16 protein-coding genes are annotated in these 15317 nt (G+C 72.1%); 7 read left to right on the top strand and 9 right to left on the bottom strand.

Going from position 1 to position 15317, the window contains the following annotated elements; genetic code table 11:
* Nucleotides 1-216 (top strand): hypothetical protein (locus ABD211_RS11645; protein ID WP_344129246.1); only part of this gene is annotated, 216 nt, incomplete at its 5' end.
* 79 nt (nt 217-295) lie between these two features.
* Here ABD211_RS11645 and ABD211_RS11640 read toward each other — a convergent pair.
* Entirely contained in the window at nt 296-976 is a 681-nt protein-coding gene (locus ABD211_RS11640) for a lysophospholipid acyltransferase family protein (protein ID WP_344129244.1), read from the bottom strand.
* Nucleotides 977-1122: 146 nt separating this feature from the next.
* Here ABD211_RS11640 and ABD211_RS11635 point away from each other — a divergent pair, with 146 nt between their 5' ends.
* The gene (locus ABD211_RS11635) at nt 1123-1869 is read left to right on the top strand and encodes a DUF308 domain-containing protein (RefSeq protein WP_344129242.1); all 747 of its coding nucleotides are present in this window, start codon (nt 1123-1125) and stop codon (nt 1867-1869) included.
* Nucleotides 1870-2053: 184 nt separating this feature from the next.
* A complete protein-coding gene (locus tag ABD211_RS11630) occupies nt 2054-2680 on the top strand; it encodes a GOLPH3/VPS74 family protein (RefSeq protein WP_344129240.1) in 627 nt (208 codons plus the stop codon).
* 28 nt (nt 2681-2708) lie between these two features.
* Here the strand turns inward: ABD211_RS11630 and ABD211_RS11625 are convergent, their stop codons facing one another.
* From ABD211_RS11625 to ABD211_RS11590, 8 genes are all read right to left on the bottom strand, one after another.
* The gene (locus ABD211_RS11625; RefSeq protein WP_344129239.1) at nt 2709-3308 is read right to left on the bottom strand and encodes a GNAT family N-acetyltransferase; all 600 of its coding nucleotides are present in this window, start codon (nt 3306-3308) and stop codon (nt 2709-2711) included.
* A complete protein-coding gene (locus ABD211_RS11620; protein ID WP_344129238.1) occupies nt 3305-4804 on the bottom strand; it encodes an APC family permease in 1500 nt (499 codons plus the stop codon). Before ABD211_RS11620 ends, ABD211_RS11625 begins: the two co-directional genes overlap by 4 nt.
* A 193-nt stretch (nt 4805-4997) precedes the next feature.
* Entirely contained in the window at nt 4998-5807 is an 810-nt protein-coding gene (locus ABD211_RS11615) for an alpha/beta hydrolase (protein WP_344129237.1), read from the bottom strand.
* Between the two features lie 73 nt (nt 5808-5880).
* Nucleotides 5881-7275 (bottom strand): flavin-containing monooxygenase, encoded by a 1395-nt coding sequence (locus tag ABD211_RS11610; RefSeq protein WP_344129236.1) that lies wholly within the window; start codon nt 7273-7275, stop codon nt 5881-5883.
* A gap of 84 nt (nt 7276-7359) precedes the next feature.
* On the bottom strand, nt 7360-8034 hold the full coding sequence (locus ABD211_RS11605) for an endonuclease/exonuclease/phosphatase family protein (RefSeq protein WP_344129235.1): 675 nt from the start codon (nt 8032-8034) through the stop codon (nt 7360-7362).
* Nucleotides 8035-8065: 31 nt separating this feature from the next.
* Entirely contained in the window at nt 8066-9016 is a 951-nt protein-coding gene (locus tag ABD211_RS11600) for an ROK family glucokinase (protein ID WP_344129234.1), read from the bottom strand.
* A complete protein-coding gene (locus tag ABD211_RS11595) occupies nt 9013-9540 on the bottom strand; it encodes a hypothetical protein (protein WP_344129232.1) in 528 nt (175 codons plus the stop codon). The genes ABD211_RS11600 and ABD211_RS11595 overlap by 4 nt, the downstream gene beginning before the upstream one ends.
* On the bottom strand, nt 9537-9992 hold the full coding sequence (locus ABD211_RS11590) for an SRPBCC family protein (protein ID WP_344129230.1): 456 nt from the start codon (nt 9990-9992) through the stop codon (nt 9537-9539). The genes ABD211_RS11595 and ABD211_RS11590 overlap by 4 nt, the downstream gene beginning before the upstream one ends.
* A 151-nt stretch (nt 9993-10143) precedes the next feature.
* Here ABD211_RS11590 and ABD211_RS11585 point away from each other — a divergent pair, with 151 nt between their 5' ends.
* From ABD211_RS11585 to ABD211_RS11570, 4 genes are all read left to right on the top strand, one after another.
* Nucleotides 10144-11934: an AMP-dependent synthetase/ligase gene (locus ABD211_RS11585; RefSeq protein ID WP_344129228.1), complete on the top strand. Its 1791-nt coding sequence runs from the start codon at nt 10144-10146 to the stop codon at nt 11932-11934.
* Between the two features lie 76 nt (nt 11935-12010).
* Nucleotides 12011-13594 carry a GAF domain-containing sensor histidine kinase gene (locus tag ABD211_RS11580; protein ID WP_344129226.1) on the top strand — a complete coding sequence of 528 codons (1584 nt, stop codon included), beginning with the start codon at nt 12011-12013 and terminating at the stop codon, nt 13592-13594.
* Between the two features lie 25 nt (nt 13595-13619).
* Nucleotides 13620-14291, top strand: coding sequence for a response regulator (locus ABD211_RS11575; protein WP_344129224.1), 672 nt, complete (start codon nt 13620-13622; stop codon nt 14289-14291).
* Nucleotides 14292-14295: 4 nt separating this feature from the next.
* Nucleotides 14296-14901, top strand: coding sequence for an HIT family protein (locus ABD211_RS11570; RefSeq protein ID WP_344129222.1), 606 nt, complete (start codon nt 14296-14298; stop codon nt 14899-14901).
* Nucleotides 14902-15317 lie beyond the last annotated feature (416 nt).

Here is a 15317-nt window from a genome sequence, read left to right as displayed (position 1 = left end):
GCCGCGCTGGCGAGCCTGGCCGGGACGGTGGCCGGCGGCGGCCCCACGGCCACCCGCCACCACCTGGACGCCGCCCGCCGCTACGGCGACCTGCGCAGCGCCACCGACCGCGCACTGGCCCTGCGCGCGGCGGCCCGGGCAGGCACGGACATCACCGCCGACCTCCTGGCCGACCTGACGGCCTTCCGCACGGCGAACGGCCTCGCCGACTGCTGACGCCCCGTTCTGCAAAGGTCGACCTCCGGCTGCTACCGCGGGCGTCGTTCGGCGCGAAAGTCGACTCTTGCCCGCTAGGTCAGCCGGCGACGGCGGCCTTGATCTTCTGGGCGTAGACGTCGACGTACTCGCGGCCGGACAGCGTCATCAGCTCGAACATGATCTCGTCGGTCACCGCGCGCTCGACGTAGCGGTCGCCCGCCATGCCGGCGTAGCGGGAGAAGTCCATCGGGGCGCCGAAGCGGATGTGCGGGCGGATCAGGCGCGGGATCTTGCGGCCCGGCGGCTGGAGCACGTCGGCGTTGAGCATCGCGACGGGGATCACCGGCACGCCCGCCTCCAGCGCGAGCCGCGCCACCCCGGTCTTGCCCCGGTAGAGCCGCCCATCGGGCGACCGGGTGCCCTCGGGGTAGATGCCGAACAGGTGCCCCTCCCGGAGCACGCGCAGGCCGGTGTCCATCGCGGCCTGCGCCGCCTGGCCGCCGGAGCGGTCCACCGGGATGCAGCCGGCGCCGACGAAGAACAGCCGCGTGAGGAAGCCCTTCACGCCCTTGCCGGTGAAATACTCCGCCTTGGCGACGAACGTAACTTTCCGCCGGACCACCAGCGGCATGAAGATCGAGTCGACGAACGCCAGGTGGTTGCTCGCGATGATCGCCGCGCCCGTACGCGGAACGTTGTCGCGCCCCTCCACGCGCGGCCGGAACAGCAGCCACAGCCAAGGACCCAGAAAGATGTACTTCAGCAGCCAGTACACCATCCGAGGTGCCCCTTTCCGAGTCGCACGTCACCGAGCCTAGGGACCGCGGCCCGCCCACGCCACCCATCCGGCCCGGTCACACTCCGCCGGTCCGCGAAGTAGAGTCGGCATGTCACGCGCCGGGCGGCGCCGGGGAAGGGAGCGCGGTGGCAAGCGGAGACCCCCGCCAGGGCCGGCGGGACAACGGCCTCGTGGCCGCGGAGTACGCGGTCGCCGGGGACGTGGATCCGCGGGTCGGTGAGCACCTGCTGGACCTGCTCGCCCTCGACGGCATCGCAGCCTACCTGGGGCCCACCACCGACCTGCACCCGGTGACCCGCACCACCACCCTGCCCGACCGCCCCACCGACCGGCTGTTCGTCGACCGGGCCCACCTGGCCGCCGCCCAGGCCTACCTGCGCCAGTTGGGTGAGGAGCGCCGGGAGACCACCGACGTCGACGAGGCCTGGGCCGCGATCGTGGCCGGCTACGACGCCGACGTCGGCCCGCACCGGTCCTGGCCGGCGGCCGAGGACGTGCCGGCGGACGCCCGGGACGACGAGCCCCTGCCCGCACGCCGGGTCGCCCCACCCCCGCCCGTGGCGGGCGACGAGCCGTCACTGCTCGACGGCCTCGACACGTTCGGCACCCAACTGCGCGACGACGAGGAGGGCTACACGCCCCCGACCCCACCGCCGCTGCCCCGCCCGGCCGCGCCCACCGTCCTGGGCGTGGTGGGCATCCTCGCCGGACTGATCCTCGTGCTCAATCCCGACCTGCTCAGCATCGCCTCGGGCACCGCGATGCTGCTGGGATTCCTCGCGATCCTCGGCGGCTTCGTCACCCTCGTGCTGCGGCTTCGTCCGGGCGACGACGATGATGACATCTATCCCGATGATGGTGCCCGCGTCTAAAATAGACGGGGCTCGTAACGCTCTATTAACCTGAGGCCTACACGGCTTCTAGTAGCGTTCTCCTGTCCCAAACAGTGACAGCAGGTAACGCTGAGTCATGGGGTTCAGCGGTGCACCCAAGCGAGCGCACGACGTGAGCGGGTCGGGAACCCGGCGCTCTCCCGTAGGAAAAGGAGCCTCAGGGGTGCTGTTGGCCGACGACCTCTACTTTGTCGCGCACGAGGAGACCAGCGGGAAGTCCCGCCTCCACCCGCGCGTCACGGGCCTCGCGCTCGCCGCCGCGCTGCTCGGCGAGCTTGTCATGGACGGCAGGATCGACCTGCGCGCCGGGCTGATCACCGTCATCGATCGGCAGCCGCCCAGCGACGCGCTGGCGCACACGATCCTCGACCAGCTCGCGAGCGAGCGGCAGCAGCACGCCACCCACAACTGGCTGGCGTTCCTCGGCGCGAGCGCCACCGAGCAGGTGTGCCAGCGCATGGTGCGCGCCGGGCACCTCAACCGCACCGAGAGCCGTGGGCTGCTGCGCACCACCGTGCGGTTCACCCCGGCCGACCGGTCGGCGGCCGCGTGGCCCGAGGCCCGGCTGCGCCGCTTCCTCACCCGGGGCGAGCAACTGACCATTCAGGACGCCGTGCTCGCGGGGCTCATCGAGGCGAGCGACCTCACCCGGCACGTGCTGTGGGACGGCGACGCGCGAAGCTTTCAATACCTTGCCTGGGTGCTCTCGTCGCTGCCACCGCCGCTGCGGGAGCTGACGACGCAGGCGCAGGCCGCGATCGGCAACGCGGTCATCACGACCTTGAACTGAGGGGCGGGCCGGTCGGCCCGCCCCTTGTTCAGCTTCTCGGCGCCCGCCACATCGGGAACAGTGACGGCCCGCCGTCGGGCAGTTGGTACGGCCCGGGGTAATCGCGGTAGCCCGCGCGCTCGTACAGGCGTCGCTGGCGCGGCCCGGCCGCCTCCAGGTAGGCGCCGACGCCGTCGCGGTCCAGCTTCTCGTGGTACGCCTCGACCATCGCCGTGCCCAGGCCCTGACCCTGACGGTCCGGGCGGACCGCGAGCATGGCGAGGTAGTGGTGGTCGACGCCGTGCGGGTGGTGCGCGTGCTGCAGCCCTTCGAAGACCCGGAACCGGTCCGCGTACGGGCCGCACACCTTGTCCAGGACCACGTCCCAGTCGCCGGGGTCCGGCTCCGGGTCGGTGGCGAGCGTCGGCACCCAGACCGCGACCGCGTCGCGCTCGGGCGTCCACTCCACCACGCCCCCGCCGCCGAGAACGGCGGCGGCGACGTGGATGAAGTACTCCGGGAAGACCCGGCGGGCGTCCGCCGGGTCCCCGATGATCCACTGTGACGCGTCGAGGTCCCAGAAGGCTTCGGAGATCAGGGCGCCGATCTGCTCGGCGTCCTGATCCCCGGCGCGCTCGAGAACGATCACCGCGTGCCCAGCGGGGCGAACGGCTGCTGCCCCTCGTCGATGATGGCCCGCCCGGTCACCGCGTTGGCGCCCAGGCCGATGCCCCGGTAGACGTCCTGACGGGCCGCCTTGAGCCAGAAGCCGTAGAGCAGGCCGATCACGCCGGCGACGGCGTACACCGACGGCAGCGCCCAGGCCGGCGTCGAGCCGGGCTCCACGCCGAGCAGCTGCGAGAAGTTCGTCAGGCCCGAGTAGAGCATGTAGACCAGGAACACCAGCGCGAGCGCGGGCGCGATGAGCCGCCGCCAGAGGTTCTCCCCCTGCGGGTCGCGGGCGAAGAACGCGATGATGCCGACGGCCGTCGTGATGATCATGATGAGTACGCCGAGACCGCCCGTCGTGCCGCCCCAGAAGAACAGCTGCACGACCGGGTCCCAGCCGAACACCGCGTACAGCGCGATAACGACGAGGCCGATCACCGACTGGGTCAGCGACGCCGCGCGCGGCGCGCCGGTGCGCAGGTTCGTGCGGCCCAGGGCCCGCGGCAGCACGCGCTCGCGACCCAGGGCGAACATGTACCGCCCGACGGCGCTGTGGAACGACAGCATCGCGGCGAACAGGCTCGTCAGGAACAGCACGCTGGCGACCTCGGCGATGGTGCTGCTCGACATCGCGAACAGCATGCCCGGCCCCATCTCGCCGGCCGTGGCGGCCACGGCCGCGTCGCCGTAGTGCACGCTCATCGCCCACGAGGCGGCGGCGTAGACGACCGCGATGACGGCGAGCGAGGTGTAGGTGGCGATCGGCACGGTGCGGCGCGGGTTCTTCGACTCCTCGGAGAACACGGCCGACGCCTCGAAGCCGACGAAGCCCAGCAGCGCGGTCACCAGCAGCGCGCCGATGCCCGGCGCCCCCCACAGGTCGGCCGGGTTGAGGCTGGCGAACGTGATGCCGTCGGCGGGCTTGCCGATGCCGCCCACGGTCAGCACGAGGACCACGACGACCTCGGCGGTCAGCAGGACGGCGAGGACGACGCCGTTGAGGTCGACGCGCAGCAGGCCGAGGATGGTCACAATGGCCCAGGCGGCCAGCGCGTACCAGTACCAGTCGACGACCGGGCCGCCCTTGCTCTCGACGTAGCCGGCGACCTGGGCGCCGAACATGCCGTAGAGGCCGACCTGCAGCAGGTTGTAGGCCACCACCGCGATGAGCGCGACGCCGACGCCGGCGGGACGCCCCAGGCCCCGCGAGACGAAGGCGTAGAACGCGCCCGCGTTGGTGATACGGCGGGCCATGGCCACGTAGCCCGCCGAGAAGATCGCGAGGATGACCGCGACCACGAGGAACGCCGCGCCGATCGCGACCAGACCGGTGACGGCGTAGAGGGTGGTGACCACGCCTGCGACAACGGTGAGCGGCGCGACGGCGCTCAGGATGAAGAAGACGACTGCGGGTACGCCAAGACGGTCCTTGGCGAGGGCAGCGGAGACGCTGCCGATCGAACCGGGGGAGGACATCGTTTCGTGCATCTCCGTTTCGGGAGCGGGGAAGGAACGCCGGCCCGACCCCGCGACGGGCCGGCGTTGTCGTGCTTTCAGGGCGACATCATGCCGTGCTGATGTTGCAAAAGCATCCCCTGACGCAGTAACAACCACATGGTGGTCGTTCTTTGTGGACGTTGAACTGCGCAAATGACACAGTGGACGCCCGTTAGAGGGACTTGTCGAGCCAATCGAGAATGGCGTCGATGGGTTCCTGCCAGCGCGCGTCCAGCATCACGTCGTGCCCCATGCCCGGAAACAGCAGCGGCGCCCCGCCGTACCGACGGGCGGCCCGCTCCAACGCGCCCCGGGGCACCACGCGGTCGTCGGGCGAGCCGACGACGAGCACCGGCGGGTCCCCCACCGGGTCCTCGATGGCCGGTCCGGCCAGCAGCTGCCACTGCGCCAGCGGCGCGGACGGCACCTTGACCTGGGCGGCGAACTCCCGCGCCGACGCGCTGGCCAGCTCGCGGCCGAACAGCTGCCCGCGGCGCAGCCGCAGTCGGCCGCCGAACAGGGCCGGCAGCGTGCCGGCGGGGTTGCGGCGCAGCGCGGTCAACGCGGTGCCCGGCCCACCGAACACCGGGCAGACCAGCACCCCGGCGCGGGCCGGGTAGCGGGCCAGCGTCCGCGCGACGGCCAGCGCGCCCGTGCCGTGCCCGACCAGCACCGCCTGGCGGGGCAGGCGCGCCGCCACCTGCGTGACGTCGTGGGTGTACGCGCGCAGCGTGGTGCGCGGCGCCGACGCGCTGCCGCCGTGCCCGCGCAGGCTCATCGCGTACGCCGGGAAGCCGCGCGAAGCCGCGTGCTCCAGCCAGCGGGCCGCGAACGCCCAGGCCCCGTGCCCGAGGCCGGGCACGAACAGCACCGGCGGCCGCTGCCGGTCCGCCTCGTTCTCCGCCGGCTTCGCGGTGAGCACCTCCCGCTCGACGGGTGCCACGGGGTAGGCCCACTCCATGGGTCGCAGAACAGACGTCATGCCGCCACCTCCGCTTCGCTCCGGCGCCGCCATGACTGACCACTGAGCTGAATGGTTCGCTCGCTACGCTCGCTCATCGGGCGACCTCCAGCTCCTTGAGCGTCTTCTCCAGCGTCTTCAGGTACACCGTGTGGCTGACCTCGAACCAGTGCCGGGTCGAGCGCTTCATCTTGACCGCCGCGTACGCGGTGCCGGCGTCACGGTTGTGCTTCGACCAGAACTGCGCGGCGCGCTCCGGCGCGAGCTGACGCATCCGCAGCCACCGGGCGATGGTCTGGGTCTGCCAGTGGGCCAGCGCGAACACCCCGGAGTCGGGCTGCAGGAGACCGACGACCGCCAGCGTCGGGTGGTGCGGCGGGATGGCGTGCAGGTACAGCCGGGGGCGGCCCTCGCCGTCGACGTTGAGCACGTCCGGGGCGAGGAACTCGAAGCGCGGCAGGTAGCCGGTGGCGAACACGACCAGGTCGGGCTCGGCGACGCGGCCGTCGGTGAACTCCACCGAGCCGCGGTCGAAGCGCGCCACGTCGGGCACGGGCGTGATGCCGCCGTGGCCGACGTAGTACACGAGCTGGCTGTTGACGATCGGGTGGGTCTCGAAGACGCGGTGGTCGGGCGCGGGCATGCCGAACCGGGTCAGGTCGCCGACGGCGCTGCGCAGCTGCCGCTGCACGAACCACTGCCGCAGGCGCAGCGGCAGGCCCACCGCCAGGACCGCGTCGCTGACCTGGTCGGACGGCCGTCCCCGGACGTACTTGGGGAGGTACCAGTAGCCCCGGCGGGTGGAGTGCCAGCAGCGGGCCGCCTGCTGGGCGGCCTCCACGGCGATGTCGGCACCGGTGTTGCCGCCGCCCACGACGAGCACCCTGCGCCCGCGCAGCTGCGCCGCGTCCTTGTACGCCGCCGCGTGGATGACCTCGCCGGTGAAGGAGTCCAGGCCGTCGTACGTGGGCAGCTTCGGCGACCAGTTGTGCCCGTTGGCCACGACCACGGCTGAGTACCGCTGGGTGCGGGCCGCGCCACCGCCGCGGGCGCCCTTGATGGTGACGTCCCAGCCGCCGTCCTCGGTGGGCTGGACGTTGGTGACCTCGGTGCCGAACCAGATGTGCTCGCGCAGCCCGAAGTGCTCGGTGTAGCGCTCCAGGTAGGCCAGCACCTGGCTGTGGTGCGGGTAGTCCGGCCACGAGTCCGGCATGGGGAAGTCGGGGAACTGGGTGAACGGCTTCGACGAGATCAGGTGCGTGCTCGAGTACACCGGGCTGCGGTCGTGGCGCCAGTTCCAGGCGCCGCCGACGCCCGTCTCCCGCTCGTAGCAGTCGACCGCGAAGCCGTGCTCGCGCAGATTCTTGATCGCCACCAGGCCGCTCGCGCCGGCACCGATGACGCAGACGGTGTCGCTGCGGTCGAACACCGGCGTGCCGCCGCGCCAGATCGTGGCCTCGTCCGGTCGCGCCAGGTTGTCGTAACTCACCCTCGTCCTCCCCCTCGCTTTCCTCCCGGCGCGCATCCTCTTGGGTCGGGGAGCTTTTGTCCAGACAACCTGGGCGGGGTCGGGTCAGGGGCCGATGACGAGATCGGCGACGACGGGCAGGTGGTCGCTGGCCCGACGGGCCGCCGGGGTGTCGGGTACGTGGCATTCGCGCAGCACCGCGCCGCGCCCCGCGAACACCGCGTCGATGCGGCGCCCGGGGGCGCCGGCGGGGAAGGTGGGGACTACTCCAAGATCATCAAGGCCTTCGGCGAGGGTACGCCAGGCGGCACTGCCCGGTTCGTCGTTGACGTCGGCGCCGAGCACCACCGGGCCGGGCTCCGCGTCGAGCGCCGCGCGCGCCAGCCGCGCCTGGTCGGGCCGCTCGACCGGGTCAGTGGCCAGGTGGGTGCCCGCGACGACGAACTCCGCCCCGCCCACCCGGCACCGGGCGAGCGCCGCGCCGCGCAGGTGCCGGCCGGGCGTCAGCGGGTAGCGCACGTGCCACGTCCGCAACACCTCCACGCGCAGGCTGATCAGCACGACGTTGCCGAGGCCGGGCAGGCCACCCGCCGCGTGGACGAGGCGGCACCGGTTGGCGAGGTCGGCACATTTCGCCCGCCAGCGCAGGCGGCGCGGCCCCTCCTGGACGAGCAGGACGTCCGGGGCGAGGCCGCGCACGACCTCGACGAGGGCACGCGGGTCGTCGCGCTGTCCGTGGATGTTGTAGGAGACCACCCGCACCGGTACGCCGTCGGCCATGCGGCCTCCTGGGGTCAGGGGCGGGGCCGTCTCACCGTCGGGCGAGATCCGCGGCGCCCACCACGCCGGCCAGGTTACCCATGCTGGCGCCCACCACGTCGGCGACGGGCAGCGTGCCGCGCGCGGCGAGCTGCTCGTAGAACGCGTCGCGGGTCGGGCCGAGCAGCAGCTCGCCGGCGTCGATGACGCCGCCGCCGACGACGAACACCTCGGGGTCGAGCAGTTGCGTCAGGTCGGCGAGGCAGGCGCCCAGCCAGGTGCCGATCTCGGTGAACGCGGCGACCGCGACCGGGTCGCCGTCGCGGGCGGCACGGGTGACCATCGGGCCGTTGATCGCCTCGACGCTGCCGCCGGCGAGGTCGAGCAGGTGGGCCGCGGCGGCCGCGTCGTGGGTGGCCACGTCGCGGGCGTAGCGGACCAGCGCGCTGCCGGAGGCGTACTGCTCGATGCAGCCCTGCCGGCCGCAGCCGCACGGCCGCCCGCCGGGCACGGCGCGCATGTGGCCGATCTCGGCGGCGATGCCGTTGGCGCCGCGCACGAGGTCCCCGCCGAGCACGATGCCGCTGCCGATGCCGGTGCCGACGGTGACCAGCACCATCGACTTCTCGGCGGCGCGGGCCGCGCCGAACTGGAACTCGGCCCAGGCCGCCACGTTGCCGTCGTTCTCGACGATGACGGGCAGGTCGACCCGCTCGGCGACCTTGTCGCGCAGCGGCTCGTCGCGCCAGGCGAGGTTGGGAGCGAAGAGGACCTTGGCGCGGCTGGCGTCGATCCAGCCGGCCGCGCCGATGCCGACGGCGCTGACGGAATGGCTCGCGGCGAGCTCCTGCACGACCTCGACGATGAACTCGAGGGTCTTGGAGACGTCGTCGGCCGGCGTGTCACGTCGGGCCTGAACGAGCACCTCCCCGGCCGCGTCGACGACCCCACCCAGCACCTTCGTGCCGCCGATGTCGACGCCGATGGTCAATGCCTCGCTCACGTATCCGCCTCCGTACCTTCGTCACCTTCATCCTGGCCCGTTGCCGGCGCCATTGCCGTTGCCCTGGGTGGTGCTGCCTTCTTGACCGCCTTGCGCGCCATGGGCGCGCGGGGCGGCGGTGCCGCCGACCCGGCGGTCGGGGTGGCCGCGTCCGGCGCGGCGGTGGCCTGATGCCAGGGGTCGTCGGCGGGTCCGCCGTCGGATTCCCCGGGCTCCGGGCCGTTGCTGTTCCCCGCGGCGTGATGTGCCGCGCCGGAGAGCGAGCGCAGCATACTCGCCACGCCGACGGCAAGATCAGCGGCACCTTCCGAGAGCCGCTCGGCGAACTCCGGGCTGGGGTCGCGCATCGCCGCGATTACCCGACAAATCGGGCAAACACAGCATTCAGCACTACCCGTCGACAGGTGCGCGCTGGTGAGACCATTCGCGGCCACGGACGCGGCCGCCAGCGCGGCGGCGACCAGCCGCTGCGCCTCATCGCGGATCGGGTCCTCGCTCGTGATTCGCTCGCCGCGCCCGCTCACTGGTCAGCGCCCAACGACTCGACGCGGCGCTTGAGCTCCGTCAGGGCGGTATCCATGATCATCTTCTCGGCCTTGCGCTTGAACATGCCGAGCATGCCGATGCCGAGCTCGACCGCGAGCGTGTACGTCACGGTGGCCGTGCCGTCGCCGTTGTCGACGAGGTCGTACGAGCCGTCCTGCGCCTTCTGCATCTTCGACGGCTCGACCAGGTGCCACTCGATCCGCGAAATGTCCTCGGCGTACTCGTAGGACAGGGTGTACTCGTCGGAGACGACGCCGGCGTCGATCACAAAGCGGACCTGGCTGGCGTAACCGTCCTCATATTCCTCGGTCACCTCGACCTCACGCGCCGCGGAGACCCACTCGGGGTAGCGCGCGAAGTCACAGATCACCTCCGCGACCTGCGAAGGAGCTGCGTTGATCACGATGGACTGCGTCGACGTGTCGGCCACGGCAGGCAATCTACCTGGCGATCGGCCCGACCGCCGTGCCCAGGGCGCGGCGACCCGGCCCGGCCGCCCTCCCGGCGCCCCGGGATGGGCTCCGTGACGCCTGCCACGATAGGTTCACAGCGGGCGAAGTGGCCCGAGCAAGGGAGCACAAGTGCGCGAGTTCACGGTTCCACCAGCTGTCACGATCAAGGACACGACGACGCTCGTCCAGGCCGTCTGGACCAACGCCGAGGCGCGGCCGGACGCGGCCCAGTTCGCCCGCCGCACCGACGCGGGCTGGGAGGACATCACCTGCGCGCGGTTCCGCGACGATGTGGTGGCCCTCGCCCGCGGCCTCGTGGCGGCCGGCGTGGCGCCGGGCGACCGGGTGGGCCTGATCAGCCGCACCCGCTACGAATGGACTTTGATCGACTACGCGATCTGGGCGTGTGGCGCGGTGACCGTGCCGATCTATGAAACCTCCAGTCCGGACCAGATCCAGTGGATCCTGTCCGACTCGGCCGCGGTGGCGTGCTTCGTCGAGACGGCCGACCACGCCGCCAACCTGGGCCGGGTCCGGGACGACCTGCCCGACCTGCGCCACACCTGGGAGATCGAGGCCGGCGGGCTGACCGAGCTCATCGCCGCGGGCGGTCCGGTCGACCCGGCCGAGGTCGACCGGCGCCGGCTGGCCGGTCGCGCCGACGATCTCGCCACGATCATCTACACCAGCGGGACGACCGGCCGGCCCAAGGGCTGCGTGCTGACCCACCGCAACATCTACGCCGACATCGCCAACACCATCCCGCACCTGCCCAACCTGTTCCAGCCGGGCGCCGCGACGCTGCTGTTCCTGCCGCTCGCGCACAGCTTCGCCCGGATCATCCAGGTGGGCGTCGTGGAGGCCCAGGTGCACACGGCCTACACCGCGGACCCCCGCAACCTGCTGGCCGACCTCGGCTCGTTCAAGCCGACGTTCGTCCTGGCCGTACCACGGGTGTTTGAAAAGGTGTTCAACGGCGCGCGGCAGAAGGCGGTCGACGGCGGCAACGGCGCGCTCTTCGACCGGGCCACGGCCGTCGCGGTGGCCTATTCGGAGGCCCTCGACGCCGGCGGCCCCAACCTGGTGCTGCGACTGCGGCACATGCTGTTCGACCTGCTCGTCTACCGCAAGCTGCGGGCCGCGATGGGCGGGCGGTGCCAGGCCGCGATCTCCGGCGGCGCACCGCTGGGCGCCCGGCTCGCGCACTTCTTCCGCGGCATCGGCGTGACGATCTACGAGGGGTACGGCCTGACCGAGACCTCCCCGGCCGTCGCGGTCAACCTGGAGGACCACATCCGCATCGGCACCGTGGGCCGGCCGCTGCCGGGCGTCACGGTGCGGATCGACGACGACGGCGAGATCCTGATCAAGGGCGACATCGTCTTCAAGGGATACTTCAACGCCCCGGCCGCGACGGCCGAGGTGCTCGACGCGGACGGCTGGTTCCACACCGGCGACCTCGGCGCCCTGGACGACGACGGCTACCTGTCGATCACCGGCCGGAAGAAGGAGATCATCGTGACGGCCGGCGGCAAGAACGTCGCCCCGGCCGTCCTTGAGGACCGAATCCGTGCCCATCCGCTGATAAGTCAGTGCATGGTCGTCGGCGACCGGCAACCGTTCGTCGCCGCGCTGGTGACCATCGATGAGGAATCATTCCCCGCCTGGTGTAACGCCAACGGCAAGCCGGCTGACGCGCGTCCGGGGGACTTGCGCGACGATGAGGATCTGCGCCGCGAGGTGCAGACCGCCGTCGATGAGGCCAACCGGGCCGTCTCCAAGGCGGAGTCGATCCGGGTGTTCCGGATCCTTTCCGAGGACTTCACCGAGGGCAACGGACTGCTGACGCCCTCACTCAAAGTGAAGCGGACCATAGTGGCGAAGGAGTACGCCGACGAGATCGCCGCTATCTACAGCTGAGCGCCCGACCCGGTCGGCGCAGTCCATCGAGGCACCGCCCAGCCTCCGTGCCACCGGCGCGGAGCGGGCGGGCCTCGTGCTCCGCCTTGCCCTGCTGACGCTCATCGCCGCGCTCACCATCGCCGCGACCCACGACGTCAGCGCGCTGATCTGGGTCGCGCTGCTCGGCGCCGCGAGCCTCGCGGCGTGGGCGGGCCGGCCCCCGATCCTGCCGACCCTCGGCCGGGTGGCCGAGGTGCTGCTCACCGCGCTGGGCGCGAGCAGCGTGGCCACCGAGCCGGGCGGCGCGGCCAGCACGATCCTGCCGTACCTGACCATCCCGATCGTCGTGCCGGCGATCGAGGGGCGCATCAAGGAGTCGATGGCGCTGGTCGCCCTCGGCGCCGTCGCGCTGGCCGCCGCCGGCGCGCCCGACGGGCTGCTGTCCGACCCGTCGTACCTGCTGTTCTGCGCCGAGTGGCTGGCGATCGCCGGGCTGCTCGCCGGCTTCGTGTACGCGGTGCGCCGGCTGCTCGCCCCCGAGGCCCCGCCCGCCGGCCCGGCCCCGTACGCCGAGGCCACCCGGCTGCTGACCCAGCTGCGCACGGTCGCCCGCCAGCTGCCCGGCGCCACCCTGGACCCGGGCAGCATCTCCGAGCACCTGCTCGAGGACGTGCGCCGCATCGCCCCCGTGGACCGCGCCGCGGTGCTGTCCGCCAGCGGCGGCGGCCGGCTCGTGGTCCTCGCCCAGCTCGCCCCCGACCGGGTCGACTGGGAGACCAGCCTGGACGCCGACTCCGCCATCGCGGACGCCTGGGCCGCCCAGCAGGCGCAGGTGGCCGCGCGCTCCCAGGCCCGGACGGCCTCGTCCGACACGCCCGTGTCGACGCTGGTCGTGCCGCTGCTGTCCGGCGTACGCACGATCGGCCTGCTCACCCTGGAGGTCGACCGGGCGGGCGCCTACCCGCCGGCCGTGGTGTCCGCCGTGACCGAGCTGGCCTCGGCGGGCGCGCTGCGGCTGGAGGCGGCGCTGCTCTTCGACGACGTACGCTCCATCGCCACCAACGAGGAGCGCCAGCGACTGGCCCGGGAGATCCACGACGGGGTCGCCCAGGAGCTGGTCATGGTCGGGTACGGCATCGACAACACCCTGGCCACCCTGCCCGAGGACGCCAAGGAGAGCGCCGCCGAGCTGCGCGCCCTGCGCCAGGAGGTCACCCGGGTCATCACCGAGCTACGGCTGAGCCTGTTCGAGCTGCGCAGCGAGGTCGACCGGCACGGCGGCCTGGCCGCCGCCATCGCCGAGTACGCCCGGGCGGTGGGCTCGTCTGCCGGCCTGCGGGTGCACCTGTCGCTGGACGAGACATCCGCCCGCCTGCCCGCCGCCACCGAGGCGGAGCTGCTCCGCATCGCCCAGGAGGCGATCACCAACGCCCGCAAGCACGCCAACGCGAGCAACCTCTGGGTCACCTGTGAGGTGGATCCGCCGTACGCGCGCATCGAGGTGAGTGACGACGGGGCCGGAATGTCAAGCCACCGGTCGGATGGCCGCTACGGCCTTGCGATCATGGCAGAGAGGGCGGAGCGTATCCGAGGCCAACTGGAGATCACGCCGCGCGCCTCCGGCGGCACCTCTGTGGCCGTGGTGCTCAGCGCCTCGCCCCGACGGGGTAGCTTGTGACAAGCAGAAGGGGAGATCATCCGGCATGACGACCAGCACCACCACTCCGCCGACCCGGACCAAGGTCCTCCTTGTCGACGATCATGACCTCATCCGCAAGGGGTTGCGGCACGCTTTCGAGCGCGACCGGAACTTCGAGGTTGTCGGCGAGGCGGCCACCGCGGCCGAGGCGGTCCGTCAGGCCGGGGCCCTCCAGCCCGATGTCGTGATCATGGACCTGCGCCTGCCCGACGGCAGCGGCCTCGAAGCGGCCCGCGCCCTGCGCAAGGCCAGCGCCACCATGGGCATCGTGGTCCTGACCATGTACGCCGGGGACGACCAGCTCTTCGGCGCGCTGGAAGCCGGCGCGAGCGCCTTCGTGCCCAAGACCGCCCCGGCCGACGAGGTCGTCGCGGCGGCCCGGCACGCCGCCTCCTCCCCCAGCGCGTTCACCGCCGCCGACCTGGCCGAGGCCATGAAGCGCCGGCTCGCCCCCGCCGGCCCGCAGCTCTCGCCCCGCGAGAGCCAGGTGCTGCGCCTGCTCGCCGACGGCATGAGCGTCGCGGGCATCGCCAAGCAGCTCTACGTCAGCGAGTCGACCGCCAAGACCCACATCTCGAAGCTGTACGAGAAGCTGGGCGCGGCGAACCGGGCCCAGGCCCTCATGACCGCCCTCCGGCTCGGCCTGCTCGAAGCCCCCGACGCACCGAAATTCTGAGAACATGATCGATCCCCTCGACCCAGCGACCGCGCTGGAGGATCTCGGCGCGGGTAGCGCCCCTACCGCGACCCGTGGCCGCCACCGTCGGGCTTTCCCCGACACGGACTGGCGCGCCGACCGGATCGGCGCCGCCCGCCGCGACGAGAACCCGACCGTCCTGGCGCGCATGCGCACCGGTTGGGCGGCCATCGGCGACACGCAGTACCTGCCCGGCTACTGCGTCCTGCTGGCCGACGCCCCCGACGTCGACCACCTGCTCGACCTGCCGCGCTCGGCCCAGGTCGACTTCCTCACCGACATGGCGCTGCTCGGCGAGGCCGTGTTCCACGCCTGCAACGGCCTGGACCCGGCGTTCCGGCGGGTCAACTACGAGGTGCTCGGCAACTCCATGCGCCAGCTGCACGCCCACGTGCACGCCCGGTACGCCTGGGAGCCGGAGCAGTACCGGCTGGGCCCCGTCTGGCGCTACCCGGACGACCTGCGCGAGGCCCCCGAGCACCTGCTCGGCGAGCAGCACGACGGCCTCCGCGACGCCATCACCATCGAGCTGGAGCGCGTCATGCGCGACGCCTACGGCACTCTCCCGGCTGCCGACGGCCTCCTCTAAGCGACGCCACCGCCGAAGGTCCGCGCGGCAAGGTCAGCACTTCCCGGTGACTGTTCACGTGGCCTGCGCCGGGGGTGGAGATAACCGACAAACCACCCTCCCATGTCGCGAAGATCGCCGTTTCATGTACCAGGGCGCAGCCCAGCCACACTCCCGCACACCGTAACTATTCAGGTGTCCCGTCCGAGTGACGTACGACCGGTCCGTGCCTGCATCGGTTCTCCTGACAGCGGTCATGATGAGGTTTCCGGTGGGACCCGCCCTTCCCGCTCAACGTCGCGATCATCGGGCCCACGGCGCCCGTTGGTACCAAGATCTCAGTTTCCTGTGCAGGAGTGCGGCTGGGCTGCGCTCTGGTACAGAAGACGGCGATCTTCACGAGCAGCGGGGGGTGGTTTGTCGGTTATCAGGTCGTC

This window comes from Luedemannella flava (genome assembly GCF_039528515.1).
GTDB classification, from domain to species: domain Bacteria; phylum Actinomycetota; class Actinomycetes; order Mycobacteriales; family Micromonosporaceae; genus Luedemannella; species Luedemannella flava.
The sequence above is the reverse complement of the archived record's forward strand: the minus strand, read 5'-3'. Positions and strand labels throughout refer to the sequence as shown.